This is a genomic window from Candidatus Pelagibacter sp. HIMB1517, assembly GCF_052047895.1.
Lineage (GTDB): Bacteria > Pseudomonadota > Alphaproteobacteria > Pelagibacterales > Pelagibacteraceae > HIMB114.
Genome location: NZ_JBNAIW010000009.1, coordinates 51,032 through 70,809 on the forward strand (window position 1 = coordinate 51,032; position 19,778 = coordinate 70,809).

The window sequence follows — 19,778 nt, forward strand, 5'->3', positions numbered from 1 at the left end:
AGTGATTATAATTACTACTCGAAATTTTCTTCCAGAAATGGGTGGAATGCAAATTTTAATGTCGGATATTGCTAAGCATTTATCTAAACATTCTAAAGTGAAAGTTTTTGCGGAAGATATAAAAAATGCACAAGAATTTGATCAAAATCAAAAATATGAAATTCAAAGAATAAAAGGTTTCAAATTTATAAGAAAGTTTAGAAAGGCAAATCAAATACAAGATTATTTTAATCAAAATAAAAACATCTCAGCATTAATATCAGATCACTGGAAGAGTATAGAAAAACTATCTAAAAATATTTGCCAATCAGTGCCAACAATTTGTTTAATTCACGGAAAAGAAATTAATCACCCCAATGGTTCCCCTTTAAATATAAGAATGAAAAATTCATTATCTAAAGCAAAGTATATAATTGCAAATTCTGAATTCACTAAAAACCTTGCTATCGAAAAAGGAATTCTGGAAGATAAGATTAAAATAATTAATCCTGGTACTGATAATGTTGATGAAGATTGTGATGAAAATGCAGCCTTAGATATTTATAACAATGCAAATCCAAAAATTATTACAGTTTGTAGATTGGAAAAAAGAAAAGGTTTGGAGCAAACACTTCTTGCCTTAAAAAATTTTGAAGCAAGATATGAAAATTTTAGATTTATTATTATTGGTGATGGTGAAGAAAAACAAAATCTACAAAAACAAGTAGAAAATCTTAATTTAAATAAAAATATTATTTTTTTAAGTGAGGCGCCTTTAAAGTTAAAAAATTCATTAATTAAAACAGCGGATTTTTTTATTATGCCCTCAATACAGGTGGGTAAATCTATTGAGGGTTTTGGAATATCTTTCTTAGAAGCGGCTAAATATGGAACTCCCTCTATTGGGGGAATAGCCGGTGGTGCAGCTGATATTATAAAGCATAATGAAACTGGTTTATTATGTGACGGAGAAAAGCATGACGAAATTTATAATTGTTTAATTAATATTATGGAAAATAATAAATTTGAATCCATGGGTGATAAGGCAAAAAAATTTTCTGAAGAATTCTTTTGGGATAAACAAATTAAAAAATATTTAGATCTTATTCAAATTTAACTTAATGAATTTTATAAAAAATAATTTAAAGTGGCTTGGTACCATCTTGGTCTTCATTGGGATATTATTGATGTACTTAAATATTTATCCATTAAATATTTTTTTTCATGGTCCAGGAATTGTAGCTTGGACTATTCATGGGTATATCCATAAAGATAAGGCGGTGCTGACAAATTTTGCTCTACAAATTCCTTTTTCGATTATTGGTTTTTACAAATATTTTTTTATGTAAAAATTTTATCTTTAACAAACTTTAATACCTGCTCAGGAGTAATTTTCGTAAGGGAGTTAGATTCAATAGCTTTAAATTTTTCTGTTTCAATACTTACTTTTTTTGCAGAAGTATGATGACCAAACAATGCAACACCCTTACACCCTAAGTGAGCAGCAATATGAGCTGGCCCTGTATCATTTGCTATAACAAAAGATGACTGCTTAATTACTTTTGTAAGTTGACCAATACTAGTAGGTTTATCATTATTTAAAATCATTTTAAGACCTATATTTTTACATTGACCAATCTCACTTGGCCCTGGCGCTGTTATTAATTCATATTGAGGTAATTCATTTTTTAATAATTGAATTAATTCTTTAAAGTATGGCCAAACTTTATGTTTTAATTTTGGAGAACTAAAAGGAGCTAAAAAAATATATTTTTGCTCTTTGATTTGAAAACTTTCTTCAATTGCCCATGAAAAATCTGGTTTCAATACATGGCTTGTGTCATTAATATTAGATCTATCTAATTGAACTTTAAAACGTTCTATAACACCTTCCTGATCAAATTGTTTTTTTGTTTCATTTTTTTGCAAAACCGTAAGTGAAGAAGACCAATTCTTAATTTTAAAATTTTTTCTGTAAAAATTAGTCCTTGAAGAATTCTGAAGGTCAAAGCAAATATCAAAATTAAAACTTCTGATATTTTTTATTAATTTTAATAAATAAAAAAAATTCCATCTTGGTAACCTTTTGTCTACTATTACCTCATCAATGAATGGACATCCTTCAAATAGATTTTTAAATTTAAAAGTTGTTAATATAAAAATTTTACTATCTTTGAATTGATTTCGAATATCTTGTAAGGCGCCCGATATCTGAACTATATCACCAAGAGAACCATGTTTAATAATTAGAATATTTGACATAGGCTGATTAAGTATTATCAATTAGTTATGAATTCAGCTAATAAAATTTTTGCCGAAATATCAGTAGGTGAGCTATTAGATAAAATAAGTATTTTAGAAATTAAGCAAAAAAATCTAAAAGACACTGAAAAAACAAAAATTGTCACCAAAGAACTTGAGAGTTTAAATAATACTTTGAAAAATGATGTAAGTATTACTGATGAAATTAAATCTTTGTACAATGATTTAAAAGCTATCAATTCAAAACTATGGGACATCGAAGATGGTAAGCGAGACTGTGAAAGAAATAAAGATTTTGGAGAAAAATTTATTGAATTAGCAAGAAGTGTCTATATCGAAAATGATAACAGAGCTAAAATAAAAAATAAGATCAATCAATTATCTGGGTCAAATATCTCAGAAGTTAAAAGTTACGATAAATATTAATCAAAACTTATACTTGGAATCTCTGACCTGATTTTTTTAACTTTCTCAATATCTATCTCAGAAATTATCAAACCAATGTCTTCTTTTTTTTCAGATAAAACAACACCATCAGGTGAAACAATCATTGAATGTCCGTAAGTTTCTCGATTATTAAAATGTTTTCCAGTTTGAGCCGGGGCTAGAACATAACAAAAATTCTCTATCGCTCTTGATCTCAGAAGAATATGCCAATGTCTTTCACCAGTGTTTTTTGTAAATGCTGATGGTACCGCTAAAAAATCAGCACCTTTTTTCATTAATTGCCTATAATGATTTGGAAATCTCAAATCATAACAAATTGATAAGCCTAAATTTCCCCATGGTAATTTTGTTACTGATAAACTTTCCCCGGCTTTAAATTTTTTAGACTCTTCATAACTTTCTCCATTTGGTAAATTTACATCAAACATATGAATCTTATCATATGTTGTAACCATCTCTCCCTTTGGACTAATTAAAACTGATCTATTAAAAATATTATTATTTTCTTTTACTGGTGTTCCACCAATTAAAAACCAAATTGAATTAGATTTTGCATATTTAATGATTTCATTAATGCAAAATCCTTTTTCATGATCTTCAGATTTTTCATTCAAAACACCTTCATCCAAAGTGAGTAGGAAAGTATTTTCCGGAGTTAAAATAATTTGAGCTCCATCTTTAACAGCTTGATCAGATAGTTTTATGACTTGATCTAAATTTTCTTTTGGCTGATCATTGGATGTCAGCTGCAAACAAGCAGCGTTAAACTTCATTATTTATTAATTGAACTTATAAAATTCCAACTACAATCAAAACTTGGAATATAGATTTCTGATATCTTTGAATTGCCAAATGCACTTTCTAAAGTTTCTTTCCAATTATTAACTTGAGATGGTTTTTTATCTTTTGATCCAACTTGAGCAGTAATAACTCCATTTTTTTTTGTAATTCTCTTAATGTCATTTATATTTTTTGCTGCAAGATCAATACAAAATTGATCATCATTTAAATCTATAAACAAATGATCGTATTTTTCATTTTCACAAGAAACTATATTTTTAAAAGCATCGCCCCAAATACAATTTACGTTATTGCTTTTGTGAATATTTTTAAAAACTTCAGGTAAATATTGTTGGCATGCATCTACAACTTCTTTATCCAATTCAAACCAATCAATATAATCAAAATTATTTTTTACACACTCTCTAGCGACTCCTCCATCGCCTCCACCTATAATTGCAGCGGTTGAGTTTTTCGAGGATAACCCAAGTCCTGATTTTACAAATGTACTTGAGTATAATTCTTCATCTTTCTCAGCTACTTGAATTTCACCATCTATAAATAATGCATTACCAAATTCTTTAAGCTTTAATATTTCGATATGTTGTCCAGCTTGAGATTTGAAGTTTTTAATGACTTCTTCAACCATATAAAACTTTTTAATGCCTTCAGAGCTATAAATATCTTTATAATGATGAACGGTATCTCTTTCGAAATCTTTTTTAATTACTGATGTATGAGGTAATTCTTTTTTTAAAATCTCTAATGATACACTTGGACTTACAGCGCCACATGTAAAAAAATCAAAACTCACAATCCCCTTTTCAGGAAAAGTATGAAAGCTCATATGACTTTCTTTAAGCAAACACAGTAAGGTTACACCTTGTGGAGTAAAAACATATTTGGAAATATTTACTATTTCTACTTTTGCAACTTCAGCAATTTTTTTAAAAATTTTTTCGTAAAATTCTGCAGAGTGATTTTCATATACTCCAAGAAAATCTAATGTGATGTGTTCGCCTACTTTATTCATTAGGCCTCCCTTCTTTCAAAAAAATTAAAGCTTGCTAAAGCTTAAACTTCAAAACCTTGTTCATCAGAGATCTCGACAAGATTTTTAGCCCCTTTTGAGGAGACGTATATATGTAAGCAATTAAATATCAACCCTGAATATTATTTTTTATAATTTTTAACTTTGGCTAAAACTTTATTCATCTCAGAATTTGTTAAAATTTTAGGTTTGCCAACTCTCAAACATTCCAGGTACTGTTCTGCTAAATGTTCAACTTCTTGGGCTAATTCAAATGCATTTTCTAGGTTATTTGAAAATGAAACCTGTCCGTGATTTTCTATCAAACAAGCTGAGCGCTCTTTTAAAGCTGTAATAATATTTCTAGATAATTGACTAGTACCATAGGTCGCATACTTTGCGCATCTAATATCTACTCCACCTGCTACAGCGACCATGTAATGAAATGCAGGTATCTTCTTTCGAATGCAAGAAAGAACTAAGGCATTTTTAGAATGGCAGTGGACTATCGCTTTGCTTTCATTTCTGTTTTTATAAATATCTTTGTGAAATTTCCATTCGGATGATGGTTTGTTTTTACTCTTATTAAACTCTCCTTTCATATTCACAAATACGATGTCTTTAGTTTTTAATTTCTCATATTTCATACCGCTTGGAGTTATTAAAAAACCATTTTTGCACCTTACTGAAATATTTCCTGATCTTAGTGGCGACAGGTTAGTTTTATTTAATAATTTTGAAAATTTAATTATATTTTTTCTTATTAATAATTCATTCATTAAAAATTTTCTCTTAATTCTTCTGGTTTAAAAATTCCCTTTTCAGTTATAAACCCTGTAACAAGTTCAGCTGGGGTAATATCAAATCCTAAATTAAATCCTTTGCTATTCTTTGGATAAATATTTATTTGTTTTAATTTTCCATCTTGATCAAAACCATTCATTAATTTTAACTCATCATCAGATCTTTCCTCAATTGGAATATCTTTTCCTTTAAGAATTTTTTTATCATAAGTTGTGCTTGGTAAAGCAACATAGAAAGGGATATTATTATCTTTTGCAGCTAAAGCTTTTAAATAAGTTCCAATTTTATTTGCTACATCCCCATTTTCACTAACGCGGTCTGTTCCTACAATGCACATATCCACCATACCTCTTTGCATCAAAAGTCCTCCAGTATTATCAGCTATAATTTTATGCTCAATTTCTTCATTTAATAATTCATAAGACGTAAGAGATGAACCTTGGTTTCTAGGTCTTGTTTCATCCACCCAAACATGAATATTGATACCAGCATCTCTAGATTTATAAATGGGAGCAGTTGCGGTTCCCCAATCTATTGTTGCAAGCCATCCAGCATTACAGTGCGTAAGAATATTTACTTTCTCTTTTTTAATTTTTTTAATTAATTCTAAACCATGATTTCCAATACTTTCTGAAATTTTGATATCTTCTTCGCAAATTTTTTTACATTCATTTAAAATTGAATTTTTAATATTTGATCTATCAATATTTTTTAAAATACGATCAGCTGCCCATGCTAAATTTACCGCTGTAGGTCTTGCGGTTTTAATATTTGTAATTTTTTCATTTATATAATCAAAATTTTCATTCTCTTTTGCGGCAAGATAAATGCTATAAGCTGCAGTCGCTCCAATTAGCGGAGCACCTCTCACAAGCATATCTTTTATTGCTACAAAGCCATCCTGATAAGTATTTAATTTTTTTATTATAAATTCAAAAGGTAATCTTGTTTGATCTATTATACAAACATTGTCTTCATTTTCATTGTGCCAAATAGTTAAATAATGCTTACCATCAATTTTCATTTAACTTTTCAAAACTCTTCCAGCAATATTTTTTAGCTCTTGTTTTGTTGTCTCTGTCCAATGTGAACGATCAGTGATTATTGCTGTATCTAAACAATTATTTGCTGGATCTTTTGGATCGATAAAGTTTTCAAAATTTTTAACAACTTCTACTATCATTTTTCTAGCGTTATCTGCATTACTCAACAATGTCTTTATAACTTGTTCAACAGAAACATCCTCGTGATCTTCATGCCAGCAATCATAATCTGTTACCATCGCAACAGATGTATAGCGAATTTCAGCTTCTCTAGCTAATTTAGCTTCTGGCATATTAGTCATTCCAATCACATCACATCCCCATGAACGATATAAATTTGATTCAGCTAAAGATGAAAACTGAGGACCCTCCATAACTAAATATGTTCCACTTATTTTATGTTTTAAATTTAGTTTTTTTAAAACCTCTTCACATGCCTTCATTAAACCAGGGCTTGTTGGTTTTGCCATAGAGACATGAGCTACAATTTCTTTATCAAAAAATGTTTTAACTCTTGCAAAAGTTCTATCTATAAACTGGTCAACTAGAACAAATTTCCCTGGCTCTAATTCTTCCTTTAGTGATCCCACAGCTGATACTGAGATAATATCAGTTACGCCGAGTTGTTTTAAGGCATCAATGTTTGCTCTAAAGTTAATATTAGATGGATTAATTTTATGTCCTCTTGCATGTCTTGGCAAAAAATAAACTTGCTTGTCTTCAATTTTTGCTTCTAAAATTTGATCTGAGGGTTTGCCCCAAGGTGTGTCTACGTTTAACCACTTCTCATCTTTAATACCATCGATATTATAAAGGCCACTGCCTCCAATGATTGCTAATTTATTCATATTTGTTTAGGTATATTAAATATCAAAAAAATGAAATTAGAAAAAACTATTAGAAGTATTCCAAATTATCCAAAAAAAGGAATTTTATTTAGAGATATCACTTCTCTATTAGAAAATAAAAAAGCTTTTAATTATACAATCAAAAAAATGCGGTTTATTTCAAGCAAAGTTAAATTTAATAAAATTGCAGCTATTGAATCACGAGGATTTATTTTTGCCTCTGTTTTAAGTTTTTTGACAAAAAAACCTTTAATTCTACTTAGAAAAAAAAACAAATTACCTGGTAAAACTATCTCTCAAAAGTTTAAATTAGAGTATGGTTATGACACTATTGAAATTCATAAATCTTCGTTGAAGAAAAATGACAAAGTTTTAATCATTGATGATTTAATTGCTACAGGTGGAACTGCACTTGCCGCTGCTAAACTAGTTGAAAAAACTAAAGCTAAAGTCTCAGGTTTTGTATTCCTGATAGATCTTTTTGATCTTCCTGGTAATAAAAAACTAATTGCTAAAGGTTATAAAACTTTTAGTCTTATTAAATTTCCAGGCCACTAAATTATTTGATATTACAAGCCTTCAAAGCAAATCTTGAAGCTTCAGCTTTATTTGCCCATTTATCTAAAGCTGGATTTATTTTTTTTAATTCTTGGTACTTCATTCTATAATTTTTGTAATAACATTTATCTTTTGCAGTTTTTGAAAAACATCCATAAGCTATTGCAGCTAAGATTATTGAGCCACCAATTACGAAATATTTAAAGTTTTCACATAAAAATTTAACTACACATCCCCAGTGACCTTGCATAAATGGACATGATTTATTCTTTGAACTTTTCATATCATCTATATGATTTCATTCATTGCTACAGTCAAGAAAAGAGTTTTCACTGTAATAATTTTTGTTTCTAGTTTAAATTTTGGGTACTTTTTCTTAAGTTTTGCTTTAAGAGTTTTAAAAGCATTCTGATGAATTTTATATTCAATATTTTTATTAAATTTTTTTTGTTTATTTACTAATTTTGCAGCACCACAATCATAATGATTTACAGCTATAAGTTTTTTAATACCGTGCAGCTTTAATGAGATAGCTAGATTTTGCCAAAAGACATTATGCCAAGTTTTAAATTTACTTGATGTCACACCAACTGCAGATCCTGCAATTGAAAATAAACTATATTTTCCAGATAATTTTTTCTTCTTTAGGATATTATTAATCTTTGGCTGACAACGAGGATCAATACAACTTAAAACCATTGCTTTATATTTTGATGTCATAAAGAAATATTAATTTGATTCCTTGATTAATGGTAGCGGGAGGCAGAATCGAACTGCCGACACCGGGCTTATGAGTCCCGTGCTCTAACCAACTGAGCTACCCCGCCATTGCTGGATTATCTACAATATAAAATCCTACTTGTCACGCCTGTGTCTCAAGAAAAAATAACCTTAAAGTACTAAAATCATAACCGCTACAATTAATAAAAGTATTGAACTAATTTGATTTAGTTTTTTTTGAGCAGAAGGGCTTTGCATAAGCTGTCTTACGGGTGAGACTAATGCAATTAATATTATGTTACCAATGAAAGGAACTAAAGCAGATATTGATGCAATTATTACTGCATCAGTATTTGTTAATTGATTTAATACAAAAAAACCTGGCATAATACTTATATAAAAAAGAATAGCTTTTGGGTTTGAAAAATTGACTAGCAATCCAGTCATGAAGCTTTCCAAATAAATAGAGTTAAATTTTAATTTTGATGAGACCTTAGATAATTTAATGTTATTTAAATCATAAGACGGTTTTAACCATAACTTAATTGCCAAATACAAAAAAAATCCTGCAGCAACCCAAGTTAATGTTTTTGTTATAGAAGGTACAGCTTCACTTATAGAAGATATAGATATTACAGCTAGAAAAGACCAAGTAAAATCTGCAATAATAACTCCGCAAGCTAATGGTAAGCCACCCGACCATCCATTCGAAAAAATTCTAGCCAAAAGAACAACCCAAACAGGACCTGGGGTGAGAAACAAGATAAACATCGCAAATGCATAAAAATACAATTCAGTAATCGACATTTATTTAATGATTAGTGAGAAGCTTTTTTTTCTAATCTTTTCCTATGTAGGATTGGCTCAGTATAACCAGATGGTTGAACTTTGCCTTCAAAGACTAAATCACATGCTGCTTTAAAAGCAATTGAGTTATCAAAATTACCATCCATTGGTATATAATTTTCATCTCCAGCATTTTGACCATCAACAACTTTTGCCATTTTCTTCATAGTATCCATGACTTGTTCTTTGGTACAAATTTCATGATGCAACCAATTTGCAATATGCTGAGATGAAATTCTAAGTGTTGCTCTATCTTCCATTAATCCAACATTGTTTATGTCTGGAACTTTTGAACAACCAACGCCTTGGTCAACCCATCTTACAACATAACCAAGAATACCTTGGCAATTATTTTCAATTTCTTTTTGAATTTGTTCAGCTGACCAATTTGGTCTGTCAGCTACTGGAATAGTTAAAATGTTATCTAAATTTGCTCTACCACGTGATGCTAATTCTTTTTGTTGATCAAAAACATTAATTTGATGATAATGTGTTGAATGCAGTGTTGCTGCTGTTGGTGATGGTACCCAAGCACAGTTAGCGCCTGATTTTGGATGACCAATTTTTTGCTCGATCATATCTTTCATTTTGTCTGGCATAGCCCACATTCCTTTTCCAATTTGTGCTTTTCCAGAGAAACCACACTCTAATCCAATATCAACATTCCAATCTTCATAAGTATTTAACCAACTTGATTTTTTCATATCACCTTTGAAGATCATAGGACCTGCCTCGAAAGATGTATGCATTTCATCACCAGTTCGATCTAAGAAACCTGTATTAATAAATACTATTCTTTTTTTTGCATTTCTTATTGCTTCTTTTAAATTTACAGTAGTTCTTCTTTCCTCATCCATAATACCCATTTTAATCGTATTGGGTTCAAGCTTAAGAACCTCTTCTACTTTAGAGAAAATTTTATCTGCAAAAGCTACTTCTTCAGGTCCGTGCATTTTTGGTTTAACAATATAAACTGAACCAGTTCTAGAGTTTTTCTTTAATTTAAAATCATATTTTGCACATAACACAGTTATAAAAGCATCCATTATACCTTCAGGAATCTCTGAACCATCGTTCAATTTAATTGCTGGATTGGTCATAAGATGGCCAACGTTTCTAATTAATAGTAAAGACCTGCCGTGAAGTTTTGCTGGATTATCATGAATATCTAGAAACTCTTTATCTTCATTTAATTTTCTAACTATTGTTTTTCCACCCTTTTGCATTTTTGCTTCAAGGTTACCTTTCATAATACCAAGCCAATTTGAGTAACATTTTACTTTATCTTCAGCATCTACTGCCGCAACAGAGTCTTCTAAATCCATAATAGTTGAGATCGCAGATTCAGATACAATATTACTGATATTAGCTTTATCTGATTTACCTATTGGATGATTTGAATTAATTTGAATTTCTATATGAAGGTTATTGTTTTTTAAAAATATTGAAGTTAAACTTTCTTTATCTCCTTTGTAACCAACAAATTTTGAAAGGTTTTTTAATTTTGTAAATGATCCATTTTCTAGTTGTATATTTAAATTATCACTCTCTTTAGTAAAAGATTTAACATTTGACCAACTGCCATTTTCTAATTTAAAATTAACATCTAAAAATTCACGACCAAGCGCTATAACCTCTTCGCCTCTTTTAGGGTTGTAACCACCGGATTTTTCTTTACCATTATCTTCGCTGATAATATCTGTACCGTAAAGAGCATCATATAAACTGCCCCACCTCGCATTAGCAGCATTTAATGCATATCTTGCATTATCAATTGGAACAACTAATTGCGGACCTGCAATTTTGGCAATTTCGTCATCGACATTTAATGTTTCAATTTGAAATTTCTCTTTCTCTTCAACTAAATAACCAATTTCCTTTAGGAATTTTTTATATTCTTCAAAATCAATTTTATCTTTATTATTTTTATGCCAGTCATCTAGTTTTAATTGGATCTCATCTCTTTTTTTTAAAAGATCTTTGTTTTCAGGGGCAAGCTCGTTTGCCGCTTTCACAAAACCATCCCAGAACTCTTTTTCGGTAAGATCTGTACCTGGCAGTATTTTAGAATTTACAAATTTATATAATTTTCCATTAATAGTTGTTTGATCAACTACAACGTCTTTTTCATTTGAAAAAAAAGAAATCAATTTGCTCAAAACCATGGAAGAGTAATTGTCCTAAGAATTAAAGAATGTCAATTCTAATATTATTATAGATGGGGAACTATCTTTTTTTAGAAGCTAAATACTCTTTATAACTAATGCTTCTATTATTATTTTTATCTATTCTTTTAAACTTCTTTTTACCCTCGTCTTTATTTTCAAAATAATAAAGATACTCGTTTAAAGAGATTTTCTTATTACTATTATAATCTATTTCAGCAAATCTTATTTGGACAGCTTTTTCATTGAAACTTGGTTGATCAATAGCTTTTTTCTTTTTGGGTATATTTAATGGTTTTACTTCTTTTGTTTCTTTAATATCCGAAACTTTATTTTCTTTTACTTCTTGAGATTTATTATCTTTTACTTCTTGAGTTGGTGTCGTTTCTTTAACTTCACTTTTTTGGTTTCCACTTGGGAAAGCAAAAATTATTAGAACAACAATTGCAGCGGCTATTGCTCCATAGATTATGTTATTTGTGTTGTCTGAGGATTTTGCAGTAACAGATCTTTTTGAAACTTTTCTTTTTGAAACTTTCCTCTTTGAAATTTTTTTAGATTTTTTTGTCTTTTTGGTTTTTTTCTTTTTTGCCATAATTAATTCAGCTTTTAGTTGAATGTTAAAGTTTGGTCAATACTAATCACCAACAATATGAGATAAAACTGTTCTATTTTGCTGGTTTGTTCTGTGTTCAAATAAATAAATACCCTGCCAAGTACCTAAAATCATTTTACTATTCTTAATGCTTAACGTTAGGTGAGTGTTTGTTAAAGCTGTCTTTATATGAGCTGGCATATCATCTTTACCCTCAATACCATGAACGTATAACTTTGGATCCATAGGTACTAACTTGTCAAAAAAATTTAATAAATCTTTTTGTACATCAGAGTCGGCATTTTCTTGAATAATTAAAGAAGCACTAGTATGCAAAATACTTAAATTTAAAATTCCATTATTAATTTTAGAACTTTTTACAAACTCTAAAACATCATTTGTAAAATCAATTAGTTTTTGACCATTTGTATTTAAATTAATGTCTTTAAAAAATTGTTTCATATTAAAATAAATGCTGAAGTTAATATTAATAAAATAGCCATTAAAATTTCAATAAATTTTTTTATTTTATTATTGGATATAAACACTCTTATCGTTGCACCAAAACCTGCCCATGTTGTAACAGCGATCACTTCTAACAAAGGGGCGCTTAATGTTAAAAATAGCACCCCAACTATAAAATTTTCTTGATTTGGAAAAAAAACAGTCACCGCTGTCATCGAGGCTACCCATGCTTTAGGGTTAAGGTATTGGAATAAAATAGATTCATACATTTTCATTGGACGACCAGATAACTTGTCTTCATTAGTTTTTACATTTAATGAACCGAACATTTTATAAGCAAGATAAAATAAATAAATGCACCCTAATATTTTCAAAATATTTTGAATATCAGGATACATTTGAAAAAACTTTCCAAGTCCAAATGCTACTAGTGCAATTTGTGTAACATGACCCAGTGGAATACCGATCATGTGAGGAATAGTTTTTTTAAAACCAAATTTTATGCCAGATATGGTTAACATAATATTATTTGGACCTGGTGTCATAAACATTACAAAATAGAAAGTAATCAACCCGATAAAAAGTTCGGTAGTAATCATAAATTAAGTTATTTTTATTTTAAGAATAAATTATAGCAACAAATGCTACGATAAAAACAGCTGCAGCAGATACAAATAAAACACTTTGGACTTTTTCTTGCTTGTCCTCTTTGGCTCTATCTTCTTTTAAATTAAAGTAATCTATATTATTTTTTGAGTTCTCTTCATTTTTAGTGAAATCTAAAGGTTTGTTATTTTTAAAAGTTGAACTCATATTCGATCTAGTAAATAAAATAAAAATCTGCTAAATACAACTTTTAATTTAATAAAAAACATAAAATGGGATATCCAAAAAAACATCGAGGTCGAAGAAAAATCGGATCTAAGAGAAGAAGAAATAGAAGAAAAAATAAAAAGAAATAATTATTTCTCCGTTCTATCTATCCAACCACCTCCATACACTCTCGTTCCAAACTCATCCTGTTTATAAAATACACATGCTTGACCAGGTGAAACTCCTGTCTCGCCGCTTGAAAGCGTTACTTTATGTCCATTATCAGACACATTACACTCTAGTAGATTTCCTGTGGATCTCACCTTAACAAAAAAATTACCATTTAATTGCTCTTTATCGCAAAGATAATTTATGTGTTTTAAATGAATAGCTTGAACCAAAAGTTCTTCTCGAGATCCTATAACTACCTGATTTTTCTTTGGATCAATCTTTATTACAAAGAAAGGATCTGTTGATGATACTTTTATTCCTTTTCGTTGACCTATTGTAAAATTTGCGATTCCACTATGTTTTCCCAATACTTTTCCCTTGGTATCTACAATTTCACCTTCAACAAATGACTCTGGTCTTAGCTTTTGCACAATTGTCTTATAATTACCATTTGGAACAAAACAAATATCCTGACTATCTGGTTTATTTGCAACTTGTAATTTTAAATCTCTGGCAATATCTCTAGTTTTGGTTTTTGGTAATGAGGCTAAAGGAAATCTAAGATAATCAAGTTGTTCTTGGGTAGTATTAAATAAAAAATAGCTTTGATCGCGATTTAAATCCTCTGGTCTATACATCATGGCGCTATGATTAAATATTCTCTTAACATAATGTCCCGTTGCTAATGCATCAGCATCTAAATTTTTTGCCGATTTGAAAAGATCTCTAAATTTTACAGTTTGATTGCAATCGACACAAGGAATTGGAGTTTCTCCTTTTATATAACTATCTGCAAATTTTTCTATGACCTCGTCTTTAAATATCGACTCATAATTGAAAACTTCATGCTTAATTTCAAGTTGATCACAAACTTTTTTTGCATCATAGATATCTTTTCCAGCGCAACATGTTCCTTTTGTTTTTCCAATTTTTCCGTAATCAAATAACTGGAGTGTAATTCCAATTACATCATAGCCATCTTTTTTTAAAAGAGCTGCAACTACAGAGGAATCAACGCCTCCTGACATTGCGACAACAACTTTTGTTTTGGATTTATCTTTATCAAAACCAAGTATATTTTTCTCTGTAATATCTGTGATTGCTAAACTCATAACATCGGTATATCACGATAATCATATTTTAAAATGCATGTATATGACTTTGATCCTGGTGACTTTGTAATCCACCCATCTCACAAAGATTGGGGTATCGGTCAAGTACAGTCAATTGTAGATAATAAGGTAACAGTAAATTTTCAAAATGCGGGAAAAAAAACTATAAATACCTCCGAAATTACTTTGGAAAAATATGAAGAATAAAATTGATACACAAAAACTAATCAAAAAACTTATTCCAATTTTTTATAAGGCGGGATCTAAATCAATACAATGTGCAAAAAAGCTAAAAATATTTACCAAAGATGATGGAACACCTGTTTCCAATGGTGATTTAGAGGTTGATAAAATATTACAAAAGTTTTTAAAAAAAATATCACCTGAAATAGAAGTTGTTTCTGAAGAAACTATTAAAAATACAAAAATTAAAAAAAGACAAACTTTTTGGTTAGTTGACCCAATCGATGGGACAAGTTCATACATAAAAGGTGGATCAGAATATACAATTAATGCAGGCTTAATTATAAACCAAAAACCTGTAGCTGGTATTATTTATGCACCAAAAAAGAAAAGATTATTTTACTCGTTTGGAAAAAATAAAGCTTATGAAATTTTTGATAAAAAGAAAAAAATCAAATTAGATTGTTCAAAGATAAAAAAAAGAGACAAAATTGCATTAACAAACTCATCAAAACCATCTGAAATTATAAGACGAATTTTAAAAAAATATAAAATTAATCATTTTGTGAGCATGAGAAGTTCTCTAAAATTTTGCATGATTGCAAGTTCAGAATTTGACTTTTATGCTGCCAGAGCAAGAGCAAGAGAATGGGATTATGCCGCTGGCCATGCTATTGCAGAAGGTGCTGGAGCAATTGTGAGAACTCATCAAAATAAAAAAATACTATATGGCAAAAGGGGTTTTAAAAATCCTTCATTATTAATCAGAAGGAATTCAAAAATATAATGGTCAAGACTATATTAATCATAATCGTAAGTGTATCAATTTTTGGCATCATTGTCTTTAGTATCGTAAGACAAACAATGCAAAAAAAGATAAATGAATTAGTTGAAGAAGAAAAGCGAAAGAAAGGTAAAAAATAAACTAGAGCTTTTTTTCATAAATTTTGAGTTGCTTTTTGTCTAAAGCTAAAACTTCTTTTGATAAATCATAACTAAAACCTGATCTGGCTAAAACACCCATATCTTTTTTATAAAAAATTTCTTTATTAGCATCTGGACGGTATGGTCCTAGTCTTCTCTTTTTACATATTCTTATTGCAGAATAAAAATCAGGATTTGTATGATCATTATGAATTTTCTCAATAGTCTGCTTTAAAAGTTCGCTTCCAATACCTTTTTGGGACAAATGTTGTTTTATTTTGTTTAAAGAATAGCCACGTTTTAAAAAATTCTTTGATTTAATTTCAGAATAAAGAGTATCATTTAAAATACCTTTTTCTTCTAAATCATCTAAAACAATATCAATTTTTTTTATAATCTCACTTTTTTCAATTGTATTACTTTGAGCATCAATTGCTTTTCTGAATAAATAAATCTGCAAACTTTTTTTTGAAGGTTGATATTTATCTAAATACTTTAGAGCTAATTCCTTTATTTCTTCTACTGTATCTAAGTTTTGATGGATTGATTTAGATTGATTCATATATAAACTAGGACGTTACCATATGTTAGAAACGATCAAAGATTTTTTTACCTTAGAAATGATATACCAATTTGCAAATATTGGTGTAATTCCACTTTGGCTGTTAATTATTTTTTTTCCAAGTTCAAAAATTACTCAAGGTTTAGTTAACAACTTATTTATCCCTTTTATTTTAGCGCTCACATATGGCTATTTAGCTTTTGAGCAAATTTACCCTTCTGGAGCATTTGAGAATTTAATAAAAAAAGATCCTCTCGATGTCTTAAATAACTTTAGGCTTTATTTGGGGTTAGATGAGCTAATGTCTTTAATGGATAATACACTGTTTGTTTTAATTTTTTGGATACATTTTTTAACATTAAGTTTATTCCTCGGTGTTTGGATCGCAAATGATGCGATAAGATTAAATATTCACAAGTATATTGTAATATTCCCTCTGATTTTAACTTATTTTAGTGGGCCTGTAGGTTTATTTTTATATTTATTTTTGAGATTATTAATTGCTCAAAAATTAAAGCTGCATGAATAATGAAAAAAATTGATTTTTATTTTGATATTAGTAGTCCCTACTCCTACCTTGCTCATGAACAAATAAAACGTTTTGAAAAAGAAAATAAAATTAAAGTTAATTATATGCCAATACTCCTTGGTGGAATTCATCAATTAGCGAATATTACAGCGCCTGGATTAAATCCATCAAGAGCCAAACATATGATCAAAGATTTAAAAATTTGCGCAGATTGGTTTAAGGTTAAGTTTCAGTTTAATAGATACTTTCCATTAAAGACAGTAAATATAATGAGAGGTGCTTTAGTCGCTGAAAAAGAAGGATTTCTTAATAATTATGTTGATCAATTTTACAAAGCGGCATGGGTAGACTCGCTTAACTTAAATGATGGTAAAATTTTAGAACGTTTTATTAAAAACATGGACATTAATCCAAAAAGTTTTATTGAAAAATTAAGTAATCAAAAAATTAAAGATGATTTAAAAACAAAAACCAGTAATGCTTTTAAAAAAGGCGTTTTTGGAGCGCCTACTTTCATTGTTGGATCTAAAATGTTTTTTGGTCAAGACAGGTTAGATTTTGTTTTTCGAGAGGCAAAAAAATAAATTAATCAATTATTTCAGTTTCAAAACCCTCATCTACCATAGCCTGAAACCCACCTTTAATATGAGAAACATTATTAAAACCCATTTCTTGAATTGTTAATGCAGCTAAAGCACTTCTCCAATTTGAAGCACAATATAAAACTTTTGTTTTATCTGGCGTGATATCTTTTTTATAATATGGACTCTCTGGATCTAACCAAAATTCAAGCATGCCACGTGGCATATGTTTTGCGCCTTTGATTTTTCCTGTTTTCTTAAGCTCCCTAATATCTCTAATATCAATCAATACTAAATCTGGTTTTTGTTTTTGTAACTCTTTAAATTCTATAGGAGATAAAGTTTTAATTTTATCCATAGCTTCATCAACAAGCTCTTTAGATGTTTTTAATTTCATAATAAGACATTATAAATTTTAAATTATTATGATTAAAGAAAATAAATTATTAAAAGACTTTAAATTGCCATCAACAAATGGAAAGATTTTCCACTTAAAAAAAGATTTAAAACAAAATTTAATTATTTATGTTTATCCAAAAGATAATACGCCAGGTTGCACTACAGAGTCTATTGAGTTTGCAAAAGATTACAAAAAATATAAAAAATTAAATACCGAGATTATTGGAGTTTCAAAAGATAGTATCGAAAGTCATTTAAAATTTAAATCAAAGTTTAAATTACCATTTGAATTGCTATCTGATGAAAATATTAAACTTATAAAAGAACTTGGCGCTTGGGGTGAAAAATCAATGTATGGAAAAAAATTTATGGGTATAAAAAGAACAACCGTTCTTATTGGAAAAAATCAAAAGGTAATAAAAATTTGGAACAATGTTAAAGTAAAAGATCACTCAAAAATAATTTTGCAATTTTTAAAAGATATAATTTAAAATAAATCTGAAGTTATAAAGTTATATACTTCTTGAGTATTTATTTTTTTCATTTCTAACCTATCTTTTTTGAAAACATTTTCATAAGACGGTGGAAGAATTGGTTTAATATTACTATTAGTTAATTCGCTAACTTTTGCATTACCTATCAGGCCATACGCATTAACTTGAAGAGCTGAAGCAAGATTTAAGGGACCAGAGTTATTACCTACAAAAAAAATAGAATTCTTAATTACTTTAATAACTTGCAAAAGATTTAATTTTGAACAATCATAAAAAATATCTCTTCCGGACAAATCAATTATTTTTTTTACAACTTCCGAGTTATCTGGTGACGCAATCAAAAAGAATTTTTCAGCTATTCGATTTTCATGAAATTTATTTGCCAACTCTGCAAATTGCTCTTCATACCACATTTTATACAATTCAAAAGAATCTACTCCGAAAGAAACATATTTTTTTTCTTCTTTAATATTGGGTTTTATAACTGAAAGAGTTTGTTTTCTTATATTTATTTTAGGTATTTTTTCTTTAATTGATATCTTTTGGAATTTTAAAATTTTTTCTGATTGTTCTGAATAATTTAAATTTTTATAATCATTTTCTGTCAAAAATAACTCTGTTGTTAACCATTTTTTTTGTGATTTGATTCCTGGACCAATTATATTGCTTACTTTTGCTAATTTAGCAGCAATAGCAGGTCTTGAAATTTTATCTAAGATAAAAACATGTGTGAATTTTTTTTTCTTATAAAACAAATATAAAATAAAAACCTCTATAAAATACCAAAGTTTTTTTCTAAATTTGCAGTAAAAAAAATCATCGATATAACTTTCGTCTTTTAGAATATCTTTTGCCTGTGTTTTTGGTCTTACAATTAATGTAACTTTTGAATTATAATGATCACTTATTGACTTAATATAAGGTAATTGCCAAATTAAATCACCAAGCTTATGATGAGAATAAACAACTGCGATATTTAATTTTTCGTTAGTCAAAGTTTATACTTATATCGGGTCTTCTTTTTAAATTTGGATAATCCAAATTTATTAGAGGATACTTTAAGTTTGTTAATGCTTCTTGAACATTAATACAATCAATATTAACAAAGGTTAACTCTATACATTTAGGATCTCCAAACCTATCGCAGCCTGCATAATTATTACCATGTATATGAATTAATTTTAATTTTTTATTATCCTTAATGAACTTTTTTATTTTTTTTTTATTTTCTAGTTTATCTATGTCGTGAAATTCAATTATTAATGAATTAATGTAGTTAGATATATTTTTTACTTGATTGCAGACTTCATATTCAGAATTTTCTATATCCATTTTTAAAAAAACTGAGGGTTTCTTTGTAAATTTATTAAAAATTTTATTTAAATCAATTTGTCTTTTCGATTTTCCTATCTTTTTTAGGTGATGTATGTGATTTTTAAAAAATAAGTAATAATCAATATATTTAAAT

Annotated in this window: 28 protein-coding genes and 1 tRNA gene; 9 read left to right on the forward strand and 20 right to left on the reverse strand. The window is 28.7% G+C overall.

Features of this window, described 5'->3' with window-relative positions; translation table 11 throughout:
• Nucleotide 1 precedes the first annotated feature (1 nt).
• Nucleotides 2-1,096: a glycosyltransferase family 4 protein gene (locus tag ACTTAT_RS05270; protein ID WP_440679996.1), complete on the forward strand. Its 1,095-nt coding sequence runs from the start codon at nt 2-4 to the stop codon at nt 1,094-1,096.
• Nucleotides 1,097-1,320: 224 nt separating this feature from the next.
• Here the strand turns inward: ACTTAT_RS05270 and ACTTAT_RS05275 are convergent, their stop codons facing one another.
• Nucleotides 1,321-2,241 carry a glycosyltransferase family 9 protein gene (locus ACTTAT_RS05275; RefSeq protein ID WP_440679998.1) on the reverse strand — a complete coding sequence of 307 codons (921 nt, stop codon included), beginning with the start codon at nt 2,239-2,241 and terminating at the stop codon, nt 1,321-1,323.
• Nucleotides 2,242-2,268: 27 nt separating this feature from the next.
• Here ACTTAT_RS05275 and ACTTAT_RS05280 point away from each other — a divergent pair, with 27 nt between their 5' ends.
• Complete coding sequence (locus ACTTAT_RS05280) at nt 2,269-2,667, forward strand: DUF6165 family protein (protein WP_440679999.1); 399 nt, start codon at nt 2,269-2,271, stop codon at nt 2,665-2,667.
• Here the strand turns inward: ACTTAT_RS05280 and ACTTAT_RS05285 are convergent.
• The 5 genes from ACTTAT_RS05285 to ACTTAT_RS05305 all read right to left on the reverse strand — a co-directional run bounded on the left by ACTTAT_RS05285 (nt 2,664) and on the right by ACTTAT_RS05305 (nt 7,193).
• On the reverse strand, nt 2,664-3,461 hold the full coding sequence (locus ACTTAT_RS05285) for a carbon-nitrogen hydrolase family protein (RefSeq protein WP_440680000.1): 798 nt from the start codon (nt 3,459-3,461) through the stop codon (nt 2,664-2,666). The genes ACTTAT_RS05280 and ACTTAT_RS05285 overlap by 4 nt on opposite strands.
• The gene (gene speD / locus ACTTAT_RS05290) at nt 3,461-4,501 is read right to left on the reverse strand and encodes an adenosylmethionine decarboxylase (protein ID WP_440680001.1); all 1,041 of its coding nucleotides are present in this window, start codon (nt 4,499-4,501) and stop codon (nt 3,461-3,463) included. The genes ACTTAT_RS05285 and speD overlap by 1 nt, the downstream gene beginning before the upstream one ends.
• A 140-nt stretch (nt 4,502-4,641) precedes the next feature.
• The gene (locus ACTTAT_RS05295; RefSeq protein ID WP_440680002.1) at nt 4,642-5,277 is read right to left on the reverse strand and encodes a class II aldolase/adducin family protein; all 636 of its coding nucleotides are present in this window, start codon (nt 5,275-5,277) and stop codon (nt 4,642-4,644) included.
• Complete coding sequence (gene mtnA / locus ACTTAT_RS05300; RefSeq protein ID WP_440680003.1) at nt 5,277-6,326, reverse strand: S-methyl-5-thioribose-1-phosphate isomerase; 1,050 nt, start codon at nt 6,324-6,326, stop codon at nt 5,277-5,279. Before mtnA ends, ACTTAT_RS05295 begins: the two co-directional genes overlap by 1 nt.
• Complete coding sequence (locus ACTTAT_RS05305; RefSeq protein ID WP_440680004.1) at nt 6,327-7,193, reverse strand: S-methyl-5'-thioadenosine phosphorylase; 867 nt, start codon at nt 7,191-7,193, stop codon at nt 6,327-6,329.
• 30 nt (nt 7,194-7,223) lie between these two features.
• Between ACTTAT_RS05305 and ACTTAT_RS05310 the strand changes: the two genes are divergently transcribed.
• Nucleotides 7,224-7,751: an adenine phosphoribosyltransferase gene (locus tag ACTTAT_RS05310; protein WP_440680005.1), complete on the forward strand. Its 528-nt coding sequence runs from the start codon at nt 7,224-7,226 to the stop codon at nt 7,749-7,751.
• A gap of 1 nt (nt 7,752) precedes the next feature.
• On the opposite strand, the gene ACTTAT_RS05315 is transcribed toward ACTTAT_RS05310, so the two are convergent.
• The 10 genes from ACTTAT_RS05315 to mnmA all read right to left on the reverse strand — a co-directional run bounded on the left by ACTTAT_RS05315 (nt 7,753) and on the right by mnmA (nt 14,617).
• Entirely contained in the window at nt 7,753-8,034 is a 282-nt protein-coding gene (locus ACTTAT_RS05315; RefSeq protein ID WP_440680006.1) for a hypothetical protein, read from the reverse strand.
• A gap of 5 nt (nt 8,035-8,039) precedes the next feature.
• A complete protein-coding gene (locus ACTTAT_RS05320) occupies nt 8,040-8,471 on the reverse strand; it encodes a carbonic anhydrase (protein WP_440680007.1) in 432 nt (143 codons plus the stop codon).
• A 30-nt stretch (nt 8,472-8,501) separates the two neighbouring features.
• Nucleotides 8,502-8,578, reverse strand: a tRNA-Met gene (locus tag ACTTAT_RS05325).
• Between the two features lie 64 nt (nt 8,579-8,642).
• On the reverse strand, nt 8,643-9,278 hold the full coding sequence (locus ACTTAT_RS05330; RefSeq protein ID WP_440680008.1) for a LysE family translocator: 636 nt from the start codon (nt 9,276-9,278) through the stop codon (nt 8,643-8,645).
• A gap of 11 nt (nt 9,279-9,289) precedes the next feature.
• The gene (locus tag ACTTAT_RS05335; RefSeq protein WP_440680009.1) at nt 9,290-11,482 is read right to left on the reverse strand and encodes a malate synthase G; all 2,193 of its coding nucleotides are present in this window, start codon (nt 11,480-11,482) and stop codon (nt 9,290-9,292) included.
• A gap of 61 nt (nt 11,483-11,543) precedes the next feature.
• Nucleotides 11,544-12,077: an EF-hand domain-containing protein gene (locus tag ACTTAT_RS05340; protein ID WP_440680010.1), complete on the reverse strand. Its 534-nt coding sequence runs from the start codon at nt 12,075-12,077 to the stop codon at nt 11,544-11,546.
• 42 nt (nt 12,078-12,119) lie between these two features.
• Entirely contained in the window at nt 12,120-12,539 is a 420-nt protein-coding gene (locus ACTTAT_RS05345) for a secondary thiamine-phosphate synthase enzyme YjbQ (protein ID WP_440680011.1), read from the reverse strand.
• Entirely contained in the window at nt 12,536-13,141 is a 606-nt protein-coding gene (locus tag ACTTAT_RS05350) for a LysE family translocator (RefSeq protein ID WP_440680012.1), read from the reverse strand. Before ACTTAT_RS05350 ends, ACTTAT_RS05345 begins: the two co-directional genes overlap by 4 nt.
• Nucleotides 13,142-13,160: 19 nt before the next feature.
• Entirely contained in the window at nt 13,161-13,355 is a 195-nt protein-coding gene (locus tag ACTTAT_RS05355; protein WP_009360003.1) for a hypothetical protein, read from the reverse strand.
• 149 nt (nt 13,356-13,504) lie between these two features.
• Nucleotides 13,505-14,617: a tRNA 2-thiouridine(34) synthase MnmA gene (gene mnmA / locus ACTTAT_RS05360; protein ID WP_440680023.1), complete on the reverse strand. Its 1,113-nt coding sequence runs from the start codon at nt 14,615-14,617 to the stop codon at nt 13,505-13,507.
• 54 nt (nt 14,618-14,671) lie between these two features.
• Here mnmA and ACTTAT_RS05365 point away from each other — a divergent pair, with 54 nt between their 5' ends.
• The 3 genes from ACTTAT_RS05365 to ACTTAT_RS05375 are packed head-to-tail and all read left to right on the forward strand — an operon-like array spanning nt 14,672 to nt 15,745.
• On the forward strand, nt 14,672-14,845 hold the full coding sequence (locus tag ACTTAT_RS05365) for a DUF3553 domain-containing protein (protein ID WP_440680013.1): 174 nt from the start codon (nt 14,672-14,674) through the stop codon (nt 14,843-14,845).
• The gene (locus ACTTAT_RS05370) at nt 14,835-15,608 is read left to right on the forward strand and encodes a 3'(2'),5'-bisphosphate nucleotidase CysQ family protein (protein ID WP_440680014.1); all 774 of its coding nucleotides are present in this window, start codon (nt 14,835-14,837) and stop codon (nt 15,606-15,608) included. The genes ACTTAT_RS05365 and ACTTAT_RS05370 overlap by 11 nt, the downstream gene beginning before the upstream one ends.
• Nucleotides 15,608-15,745 carry a hypothetical protein gene (locus tag ACTTAT_RS05375; protein ID WP_440680015.1) on the forward strand — a complete coding sequence of 46 codons (138 nt, stop codon included), beginning with the start codon at nt 15,608-15,610 and terminating at the stop codon, nt 15,743-15,745. Before ACTTAT_RS05370 ends, ACTTAT_RS05375 begins: the two co-directional genes overlap by 1 nt.
• Before the next feature lies 1 nt (nt 15,746).
• Here the strand turns inward: ACTTAT_RS05375 and ACTTAT_RS05380 are convergent, their stop codons facing one another.
• Nucleotides 15,747-16,307 carry a regulatory protein RecX gene (locus ACTTAT_RS05380; protein ID WP_440680016.1) on the reverse strand — a complete coding sequence of 187 codons (561 nt, stop codon included), beginning with the start codon at nt 16,305-16,307 and terminating at the stop codon, nt 15,747-15,749.
• A 22-nt stretch (nt 16,308-16,329) separates the two neighbouring features.
• Between ACTTAT_RS05380 and ACTTAT_RS05385 the strand changes: the two genes are divergently transcribed.
• Nucleotides 16,330-16,836, forward strand: coding sequence for an ABA4-like family protein (locus ACTTAT_RS05385; protein WP_440680017.1), 507 nt, complete (start codon nt 16,330-16,332; stop codon nt 16,834-16,836).
• Entirely contained in the window at nt 16,836-17,420 is a 585-nt protein-coding gene (locus tag ACTTAT_RS05390; protein WP_440680018.1) for a 2-hydroxychromene-2-carboxylate isomerase, read from the forward strand. Before ACTTAT_RS05385 ends, ACTTAT_RS05390 begins: the two co-directional genes overlap by 1 nt.
• A gap of 1 nt (nt 17,421) precedes the next feature.
• On the opposite strand, the gene ACTTAT_RS05395 is transcribed toward ACTTAT_RS05390, so the two are convergent.
• The gene (locus tag ACTTAT_RS05395) at nt 17,422-17,814 is read right to left on the reverse strand and encodes a rhodanese-like domain-containing protein (protein ID WP_440680019.1); all 393 of its coding nucleotides are present in this window, start codon (nt 17,812-17,814) and stop codon (nt 17,422-17,424) included.
• A 28-nt stretch (nt 17,815-17,842) separates the two neighbouring features.
• Between ACTTAT_RS05395 and ACTTAT_RS05400 the strand changes: the two genes are divergently transcribed.
• Nucleotides 17,843-18,307, forward strand: coding sequence for a peroxiredoxin (locus ACTTAT_RS05400; RefSeq protein WP_440680020.1), 465 nt, complete (start codon nt 17,843-17,845; stop codon nt 18,305-18,307).
• On the opposite strand, the gene ACTTAT_RS05405 is transcribed toward ACTTAT_RS05400, so the two are convergent.
• Both ACTTAT_RS05405 and ACTTAT_RS05410 read right to left on the reverse strand, forming a co-directional pair.
• Nucleotides 18,304-19,305, reverse strand: coding sequence for a glycosyltransferase family 9 protein (locus ACTTAT_RS05405; protein ID WP_440680021.1), 1,002 nt, complete (start codon nt 19,303-19,305; stop codon nt 18,304-18,306). The genes ACTTAT_RS05400 and ACTTAT_RS05405 overlap by 4 nt on opposite strands.
• Nucleotides 19,298-19,778 (reverse strand): FkbM family methyltransferase (locus ACTTAT_RS05410; RefSeq protein WP_440680022.1); only part of this gene is annotated, 481 nt, incomplete at its 5' end. The genes ACTTAT_RS05410 and ACTTAT_RS05405, both read right to left, overlap by 8 nt.

Excerpts from the sequence above, each read along its gene's own strand:
- ACTTAT_RS05275 (WP_440679998.1), bottom strand. The coding sequence starts at position 2,241 with ATGTCAAATATTCTAATTATTAAACATGGTTCTCTTGGTGATATAGTT.
- ACTTAT_RS05280 (WP_440679999.1), top strand. The coding sequence starts at position 2,269 with ATGAATTCAGCTAATAAAATTTTTGCCGAAATATCAGTAGGTGAGCTA.
- ACTTAT_RS05285 (WP_440680000.1), bottom strand. The coding sequence starts at position 3,461 with ATGAAGTTTAACGCTGCTTGTTTGCAGCTGACATCCAATGATCAGCCA.
- speD (WP_440680001.1), bottom strand. The coding sequence starts at position 4,501 with ATGAATAAAGTAGGCGAACACATCACATTAGATTTTCTTGGAGTATAT.
- ACTTAT_RS05295 (WP_440680002.1), bottom strand. The coding sequence starts at position 5,277 with ATGAATGAATTATTAATAAGAAAAAATATAATTAAATTTTCAAAATTA.
- mtnA (WP_440680003.1), bottom strand. The coding sequence starts at position 6,326 with ATGAAAATTGATGGTAAGCATTATTTAACTATTTGGCACAATGAAAAT.
- ACTTAT_RS05305 (WP_440680004.1), bottom strand. The coding sequence starts at position 7,193 with ATGAATAAATTAGCAATCATTGGAGGCAGTGGCCTTTATAATATCGAT.
- ACTTAT_RS05310 (WP_440680005.1), top strand. The coding sequence starts at position 7,224 with ATGAAATTAGAAAAAACTATTAGAAGTATTCCAAATTATCCAAAAAAA.
- ACTTAT_RS05315 (WP_440680006.1), bottom strand. The coding sequence starts at position 8,034 with ATGAAAAGTTCAAAGAATAAATCATGTCCATTTATGCAAGGTCACTGG.
- ACTTAT_RS05320 (WP_440680007.1), bottom strand. The coding sequence starts at position 8,471 with ATGACATCAAAATATAAAGCAATGGTTTTAAGTTGTATTGATCCTCGT.
- ACTTAT_RS05330 (WP_440680008.1), bottom strand. The coding sequence starts at position 9,278 with ATGTCGATTACTGAATTGTATTTTTATGCATTTGCGATGTTTATCTTG.
- ACTTAT_RS05335 (WP_440680009.1), bottom strand. The coding sequence starts at position 11,482 with ATGGTTTTGAGCAAATTGATTTCTTTTTTTTCAAATGAAAAAGACGTT.
- ACTTAT_RS05340 (WP_440680010.1), bottom strand. The coding sequence starts at position 12,077 with ATGGCAAAAAAGAAAAAAACCAAAAAGACAAAAAAATCTAAAAAAATT.
- ACTTAT_RS05345 (WP_440680011.1), bottom strand. The coding sequence starts at position 12,539 with ATGAAACAATTTTTTAAAGACATTAATTTAAATACAAATGGTCAAAAA.
- ACTTAT_RS05350 (WP_440680012.1), bottom strand. The coding sequence starts at position 13,141 with ATGATTACTACCGAACTTTTTATCGGGTTGATTACTTTCTATTTTGTA.
- ACTTAT_RS05355 (WP_009360003.1), bottom strand. The coding sequence starts at position 13,355 with ATGAGTTCAACTTTTAAAAATAACAAACCTTTAGATTTCACTAAAAAT.
- ACTTAT_RS05365 (WP_440680013.1), top strand. The coding sequence starts at position 14,672 with ATGCATGTATATGACTTTGATCCTGGTGACTTTGTAATCCACCCATCT.
- ACTTAT_RS05370 (WP_440680014.1), top strand. The coding sequence starts at position 14,835 with ATGAAGAATAAAATTGATACACAAAAACTAATCAAAAAACTTATTCCA.
- ACTTAT_RS05375 (WP_440680015.1), top strand. The coding sequence starts at position 15,608 with ATGGTCAAGACTATATTAATCATAATCGTAAGTGTATCAATTTTTGGC.
- ACTTAT_RS05380 (WP_440680016.1), bottom strand. The coding sequence starts at position 16,307 with ATGAATCAATCTAAATCAATCCATCAAAACTTAGATACAGTAGAAGAA.
- ACTTAT_RS05385 (WP_440680017.1), top strand. The coding sequence starts at position 16,330 with ATGTTAGAAACGATCAAAGATTTTTTTACCTTAGAAATGATATACCAA.
- ACTTAT_RS05390 (WP_440680018.1), top strand. The coding sequence starts at position 16,836 with ATGAAAAAAATTGATTTTTATTTTGATATTAGTAGTCCCTACTCCTAC.
- ACTTAT_RS05395 (WP_440680019.1), bottom strand. The coding sequence starts at position 17,814 with ATGAAATTAAAAACATCTAAAGAGCTTGTTGATGAAGCTATGGATAAA.
- ACTTAT_RS05400 (WP_440680020.1), top strand. The coding sequence starts at position 17,843 with ATGATTAAAGAAAATAAATTATTAAAAGACTTTAAATTGCCATCAACA.